Here is a 6,486-nt window from a genome sequence, read left to right as displayed (position 1 = left end):
CGCGGCGCGATGCCCCGGAGACAAGCGGTGCCTGCGTGTTAGCCGTGCCCTGCGTTCGCCCACCCCGACCGTGCGCACCGTCATGCCGGCAACTGTAGGTGCGGCCACCGACATCCGTTGGTAGCGTCGGGCGGTGACCTGGACCGAGATCCGCGATCCCGACGAATTGACGGCGTTGTTCGGCGTCCCGACGTTCCGGGCGGCGAACAAGGTTCGGGCACGGCTGCACCTACTCGACATCGAGTGGCTCGCGGCGTCGCCGTTCTGCCTGGTGGGCACGTCCGACGAGACGGGCCGCTGCGACGTCTCCCCCAAGGGCGACCCTCCCGGCCGGCTCGTGCACGTTCTCGACGACACCACCATCGCGCTGGCCGAACGGCCGGGCAACAAGCGCATGGACGGCTACCGCAACATTCTCCGGAATCCGTTCGTGGGCTTGAACTTCTTCGTCCCCGGCCGCGGGGACACGCTCCGGATCAACGGCCGCGCCCGGCTGGTGACGGAGGCGCCGTTCTTCCACGATCTCCGCGTCGCCAACCATCGCCCGAACCTGTGCCTGGTCGTCGAGATCGAGGAGGTCTTCCACCACTGCGCCAAGGCGTTCATGCGGTCGAAGCTGTGGGATCCGGACACGTGGAATCCCACGGTTCTGCCGTCGGTCGCGGCGCTGGCGAAGGCGACCGTCCCCGACGCACCCGAGACGCTCGAGGAACTCGAGCGGTATTACGGACCGTCCTACGCGCAGCAGCTGTACCGCCCGAAGCAGCCGCGGTGACTCACGCCGCGTGAGACCCGCGCCAACGGGATTGAGCGGGGCACCTGCGGTTGCGGATGCGCTACCATCCGCACTCGGAGACTCGCCCCGCTCTGGACACAGTGAGCAGCTCGCCGTCGTTCGACGTCCTGCCGGACGCCGAGCGCGAAGAGCCCCGGCTGGCATGTGGGTTTAGCCGCAACCATCCGGTCGATCGACACTACTTGTCGCAGGCAATGCCGTCCTTGTCCCGGTCGAGATGAGTTCCATAACCCGGCTCGCCCTTAAGGATTGGAGCAGCCCCGGCAGCCTTCGCCTCATCACAGTTCCTGTACGACACGGTCGGTTGCCGCGGAGCCGGAGGCGGCGTGTACTCCGTCGTGGGCGGAGGCGTGTACTGAGTCGTCGGAGGTGGGGTGTACGCCGGGGCAGGCGGCGGTGTGTACACCGTGGTCGTCGTCTCGACCTGGGGCACCAGCGGCACGACAGCAGGTGCCGTTGTGGCTGTGGTGGTGGGCGGGACCGTCGTTGTTGTAGTCCGAGGAGCCGTTGTGGTTGTCGGAGCCGCCGAACTGGTCGTTGTAGCGACTACGGCGGCCGGAGCGTCCTTCTTGTCCTCGGTATCGACAACCGAGCCGAGGACAGCGAACCCGAGGACGCCAGCGCCGAGGACCCACGGCCAGGTCTTGCGCTTCTTCCCGTTGTTGGCGGGATCACCAGCGTCGGCAGCACCGAACGCCTGAGTAGGGGCGTAGGCCCCCTTGGGCCTGGTGTGGCCAGTCCACTGTTGACCGTCCCAGTAGCGATCGATCGACGGATCGTAGGGGTCTGGGTGCCAACCAGCAGGTGGGTTCATCAGAGGTCCGTTCTGAGAGGTACGTTCCGCAGAACGTCGCCGGGGCCGAATGGTTTGTTACATCACACAAAGAATGATTGCCGGAGCCGGTCATCCGCTCCGCTGCGACAAGCCCCTATCCGCTGCCCCGGCCTGATCCGGAGCCAGCTGTAGGCATTCACACAATCGATTAGGTCGCCCGGGAGACCCCCGGGCGGCACAATCCATCAGCGTGTTCTGGGACTTGCGTCAGGGTGTGCTGAGTTCAAGTTGCCGCCCCGATTCTGGCAAGGTGGTCGGGTGTTCCGAGTGATGTTCCACGAACCCCGCATACCCCCCAACACCGGCAACGCGATCCGCATGGTCGCCGGTACCGGCTGCGAACTGCACCTGGTGGAGCCGCTCGGATTCGACCTGTCGGAACCGAAATTGCGGCGTGCGGGACTGGACTACCACGACCTGGCGTCGGTGACAGTGCACGCCGGTCTGCAGGAGGCCTGGGACGCGCTGCAGCCGGAGCGGGTGTACGCGTTCACCGCGCACGGCGAGGTGTCGTACGCGTCGATCGAATACCAGCCGGGAGACGTGCTGCTGTTCGGGCCGGAACCGACGGGCCTGTCCGACGAGGTCCTCGCCGATCCGCACATCACTGCGCAGGTCCGTATCCCGATGCTGCCCGGCCGCCGGTCGCTGAATCTGTCGAACGCCGCTGCCGTCGTCACCTACGAGGCATGGCGACAGCACGGATTCGCCGGGGCCGTCTGACGTTCGCCCGCCCGCGAGACATCCGCGCGCGACCGGCAGCGCGCGGATATCCGCTGGATTGGCGGCTGCTCAGCTCGCGACTACGGTTGCCATGTAGGGATCCATGACGTCGGTCAGGTTCTCCCACGGTACGGTGATCGTGACGAGCCCGACCGCGTGCGGCCCGACCTGGTAGTCGTCGAAGTGGATCTCCATGCCCGCGGGGGTCGGCAGCCAGTTCGCGAAGTTCGCCGTCTCGGGGGCGATGCCATCGGCGAAATATTCCGGACCGGCCGCGGTACCGGGCAACAGCAGAGCCGCCTGCTCGGACAGCTGGTTCAGCCCGGCCTGCAGGTCCGGGAACAGGTCCTGCAGCGTGATCGGGGCTGCGGTGTCCGTGTTCACCACGACCGTGGCGACCAGCGGTGTCGGGTGCGCGCCCGGCGGATTCGCGTTGTAGGAAGCGACGAGCAGACCTGCGACGACGTGCTCCCCGATGCGCGTCACCTCGTGTTCCTGTGTCGAGAGCGTGTAGCTCATGTCGTCGGAGCGTTGGATCCAGTCCTCGAGCGCTGCCCGCATCGACTCGTTGAACTCGGTGACGACGGCCGGGTCCCCGCCACTGATCTGCGGGATCACCACGTCGTAGTCGACCGTGTCGGTCGAGCCCGACACCAGGATCTCCTCGGCCCGATAGGGTGCGGACACCTCGGGTTTCTCGGAGACACCGGCAGACGGCTGCGAATGCGTCTGCTTCGAGCCGGGGGCGTCCGTTTCGGCTGCATCCATCTGCGTTGCGGCCGTGGCTGATTCGGGTACCGGCGTGCCGGATTCCGTTTCGCCACCACACGCGGCCAGCAGCACGGCCGCGGTCGTGCAGGCACCGGCAGCGAGCATTCGGGTCCATCGGCCGTTCATCCGCCTAGTCATCGTCCGCCTCCACCTTCGGGTTCTCGTCGGGGGTTTCCGCCGGAGTTCCGGGGGTTCCGGGCCGGCGGCGTCCGATGCGGGCGAGCAGCCGGACGATCAGGTAGACGATGCCGGCACCCAGGAGGAAGAACACGATCCACGGCAGTGCCACCCCGAGCGCGACGATCGAATCGCCGATCGCGGACCGCAGGTTGTCCCAGCCCGCGAGCACTCCGTCCCAGAAGCTGTCGCGGTCGTCGGGGCGGCGTGGTTCGGCGCTGATGTCGACGGTCAAGGTGGACAGGTCGATCTGATCCGACAGGTACCGCTGCTGCGCGGTGAGACTGTCCAGCTCCGCCTGACGATCCGCCAGCGCGTTCTCCGCCTCGATGAGATCGGCGGTGTTCGCGGCGGACTCCATCAGCGCCCGCAGTCGGTCCACGGATGCCTGCAGGGCGGAGATCCGCGCCTCGAGGTCCGTGTACTGCAGGGTGACGTCGTCGCGCGTGGTGGTCAGGCTGGTCACCTCACCGAGACCGCGGAGTTCGTCGATGGTGCCTTCGAGCCGGTCCGCCGGAACCCGCACCGTGAGCACGCTGCTGATCCCGGGCTGTTCGGTGACGGAGTCGACGCGACCGCCCGAGTCCTCGACGATCGTCACCACCTGCCGTCCGACCGCGATCGGATCGTCGGCGGTGATCATCAGGTGTCCGGTGACGATTTCCTTGCGGTCGGTCGCCTGCGTGTCGGCGGGGGCGGATTCGCGGGTGCCGTCGGCCAGGGACGGCGACGGCGGCATCGACGCGGACGGGGCGCTTCCGGAGTCGGAGCCGGTTCCGCCGCAGCCGGTGGCGAGCAGGGCTATCGCGGTGAGCAGGACCACCAGCAGCCGGTTCATGGCGGCGATCCTAACGAAAGTCGCGGGACTTCCCCGCCGTTCGCAGATCCATCCGCTGCAGCCGGTCCGCGACGACGGTGACCGCGCCCTCCGCGTTCTGCACCCGTCCGCGCACCAGCAGCGCCGGGGCGGTGTGCGCGAGCGTGCGGTATTTCGCCCACAGCCCCACCGAGCAGACGACGTTCACCATGCCGGTCTCGTCCTCGAGATTGAGGAAGGTCACGCCCGCGGCGGTCGCGGGTCGCTGCCGGTGGGTGACCGCGCCCCCGACCAGTACCCGTTTCCCATCGGGGATCTGCAGCAACCGTCCGGCGGGCACGACACCGAGCGCGTCGAGTTGCGGGCGCAGGAACTGCGTCGGATAGCTGTCCGGCGACACACCCGTAGCCCACACGTCCGCCGCGGCGAGTTCGACGTCGCTCATGCCGGGCAGTGCCGGCGCCTGCGTGGATGCCCCGATGCCGGGGAGCCGGTCGGGGCGTTGCCCGGCCGCTGCTCCCGCCGCCCACAGCGCTTCGCGGCGGGTGATCCCGAAACAGGTGAGTGCTCCCCCGGTGGCGAGCGATTCGGCCTGAGCGGTGGTCAGTTCCACCCGGGTCGTCAGGTCCGGGAACGACGTGTACGGCCCGTGCTCGTCGCGTTCGGCGACGATGCGTGCGGCCAGAGCGTCGCCGATATGCCGGACCGCGCCGAGGCCGAGCCGCACCTCCCGGCCCCGGTTCTCGGTGGTGGCGTGGGTGAGGCTCGCGTTGATGTCCGGTCCGTGCACGACCACCCCGTGCCGGCGGGCGTCGGCGACGAGGGACTGCGGGGAGTAGAACCCCATCGGCTGAGCGCGCAGCAGGCCCGCGCAGAATGCCGCCGGGTGATGCAGCTTGAACCAGGCGGAGTAGAACACGAGCGACGCGAAACTCTGCGAATGGCTTTCCGGGAAACCGAAATTCGCGAACGCATGCAATTTCTCGTAGATGCGGTCGGCGACGGCGCCGGTGATGCCGTGTCGCTCGCGCATACCGTCGTAGAGTCTGCCGCGCAACCGTTCCATCTTCTCCGTCGAGCGTTTCGCACCCATCGCGCGGCGCAACTGGTCGGCTTCGGCGGCGGTGAAGCCGGCCGCGTCGACGGCCATCTGCATGAGTTGTTCCTGGAACAACGGCACACCGAGGGTCCGTTTCAGCGACTTCTCCAGGCACGGATGGTCGTAGGTGACGGGTTCGAGTCCGTTGCGGCGCCGAATGTAGGGGTGCACGGATCCGCCCTGGATCGGACCGGGACGGATCAGCGCGACCTCGACCACCAGGTCGTAGAAGTTGCGCGGCTTCAGCCGGGGCAGTGTCGCCATCTGGGCGCGCGACTCCACCTGGAAGACCCCCACGGAGTCTGCGCGGCACAGCATTTCGTAGACGCCACGTTCGGTGAGGTCGAGCTGTGCGAGATCGACGGTGACGCCTTCGTTCTCGGCGACCAGGTCGATCATGTAATGCAGCGCGGAGAGCATGCCGAGGCCGAGCAGGTCGAACTTGACGAGTCCGGCTGCGGCGCAGTCGTCCTTGTCCCACTGCAGCACGCTGCGCCCGGGCATCCGCGCCCATTCGACGGGGCACACGTCGGCGATGGGTCGGTCGCAGATGACCATGCCGCCGGAGTGGATGCCCAGGTGCCGCGGGAGTCCTTCGATCTGCGCGGCGAGTTCGAGCACCGGACGCGGGATGTCTGTGTCGGTCTCGGTGGTGACGCCGTGCCAGCGGCTCACCTGACGGCTCCACGCGTCCTGCTGGCCCTGCGAGTGCCCGAGCGCGCGGGCCATGTCGCGGACGGCGGACTTGCCGCGGTAGGTGATGACGTTGGCGACCTGCGCGGCGTACTCGCGCCCGTACTTGCTGTAGACGTGCTGGATGGCTTCCTCGCGGCGGTCGGATTCGATGTCGATGTCGATGTCCGGGGGCCGTCGCGTTCCGGGGACAGAAAGCGTTCGAAGAGCAGTTCGTTGCGCACCGGGTCGACGTTCGTGATGCCGATGGCGTAGCAGACGGCGGAGTTGGCTGCCGAACCTCTTCCCTGGCACAGGATGTCGTTGTTCTTGCAGAAGGTGACGATGTCGTGCACGACGAGGAAGTAGCCGGGGAAGTCGAGCCGGCCGATGACGTCGAGTTCGTGTTCGAGCTGCCGGTAGGCGGCCGGATTGCGTTCCGGTGGCCCGTAGCGGCGGTGCGCGCCGTCGAAGGTGAGTTTGCGCAGCCAGGTGAATTCGGTGTGACCGGCGGGTACGTCGAACGGCGGCAGATTCGGTGCGATGAGCCGCAGATCGAATGCACATTCGCGGCCGAGTTCCGCGGCGTGGTGCAC

Annotated in this window: 5 protein-coding genes and 1 pseudogene; 2 read left to right on the top strand and 4 right to left on the bottom strand. The window is 67.7% G+C overall.

All coding sequences use genetic code 11. The features are described 5' to 3' along the window. Window positions 1-133: 133 nt before the first annotated feature. Window positions 134-775, top strand: a complete 642-nt coding sequence (locus I0Q12_RS26510) for an MSMEG_1061 family FMN-dependent PPOX-type flavoprotein (RefSeq protein ID WP_197256279.1) — start codon at window positions 134-136, stop codon at window positions 773-775. A 199-nt stretch (window positions 776-974) separates the two neighbouring features. Here the strand turns inward: I0Q12_RS26510 and I0Q12_RS26505 are convergent, their stop codons facing one another. Next, on the bottom strand, window positions 975-1,610 hold the full coding sequence (locus I0Q12_RS26505; RefSeq protein ID WP_197256277.1) for an excalibur calcium-binding domain-containing protein: 636 nt from the start codon (window positions 1,608-1,610) through the stop codon (window positions 975-977). 279 nt (window positions 1,611-1,889) lie between these two features. On the opposite strand from I0Q12_RS26505, the gene I0Q12_RS26500 reads away from it, so the two are divergent. Continuing rightward, window positions 1,890-2,354: a tRNA (cytidine(34)-2'-O)-methyltransferase gene (locus I0Q12_RS26500; RefSeq protein ID WP_197256275.1), complete on the top strand. Its 465-nt coding sequence runs from the start codon at window positions 1,890-1,892 to the stop codon at window positions 2,352-2,354. A gap of 69 nt (window positions 2,355-2,423) precedes the next feature. On the opposite strand, the gene I0Q12_RS26495 is transcribed toward I0Q12_RS26500, so the two are convergent. From I0Q12_RS26495 to I0Q12_RS26485, 3 genes and pseudogenes are all read right to left on the bottom strand, one after another. Continuing rightward, window positions 2,424-3,263, bottom strand: a complete 840-nt coding sequence (locus tag I0Q12_RS26495) for an RsiV family protein (protein WP_231611504.1) — start codon at window positions 3,261-3,263, stop codon at window positions 2,424-2,426. After that, the gene (locus I0Q12_RS26490; protein ID WP_197256273.1) at window positions 3,256-4,140 is read right to left on the bottom strand and encodes a DUF4349 domain-containing protein; all 885 of its coding nucleotides are present in this window, start codon (window positions 4,138-4,140) and stop codon (window positions 3,256-3,258) included. Before I0Q12_RS26490 ends, I0Q12_RS26495 begins: the two co-directional genes overlap by 8 nt. A 10-nt stretch (window positions 4,141-4,150) precedes the next feature. Further along, window positions 4,151-6,486 (bottom strand): annotated as a pseudogene (locus I0Q12_RS26485) (error-prone DNA polymerase); the annotation flags it as partial.

This window comes from Rhodococcus sp. CX, from assembly GCF_015865005.1.
Classification (GTDB): Bacteria; Actinomycetota; Actinomycetes; order Mycobacteriales; family Mycobacteriaceae; genus Rhodococcus.
This window is presented reverse-complemented; position numbering and strand designations above follow the sequence as displayed.

What these genes read in the sequence shown, in the direction of transcription:
- I0Q12_RS26505 (WP_197256277.1), bottom strand. Translation starts at nt 1,610, where the DNA reads ATGAACCCACCTGCTGGTTGGCACCCAGACCCCTACGATCCGTCGATC.
- I0Q12_RS26495 (WP_231611504.1), bottom strand. Translation starts at nt 3,263, where the DNA reads ATGACTAGGCGGATGAACGGCCGATGGACCCGAATGCTCGCTGCCGGT.
- I0Q12_RS26490 (WP_197256273.1), bottom strand. Translation starts at nt 4,140, where the DNA reads ATGAACCGGCTGCTGGTGGTCCTGCTCACCGCGATAGCCCTGCTCGCC.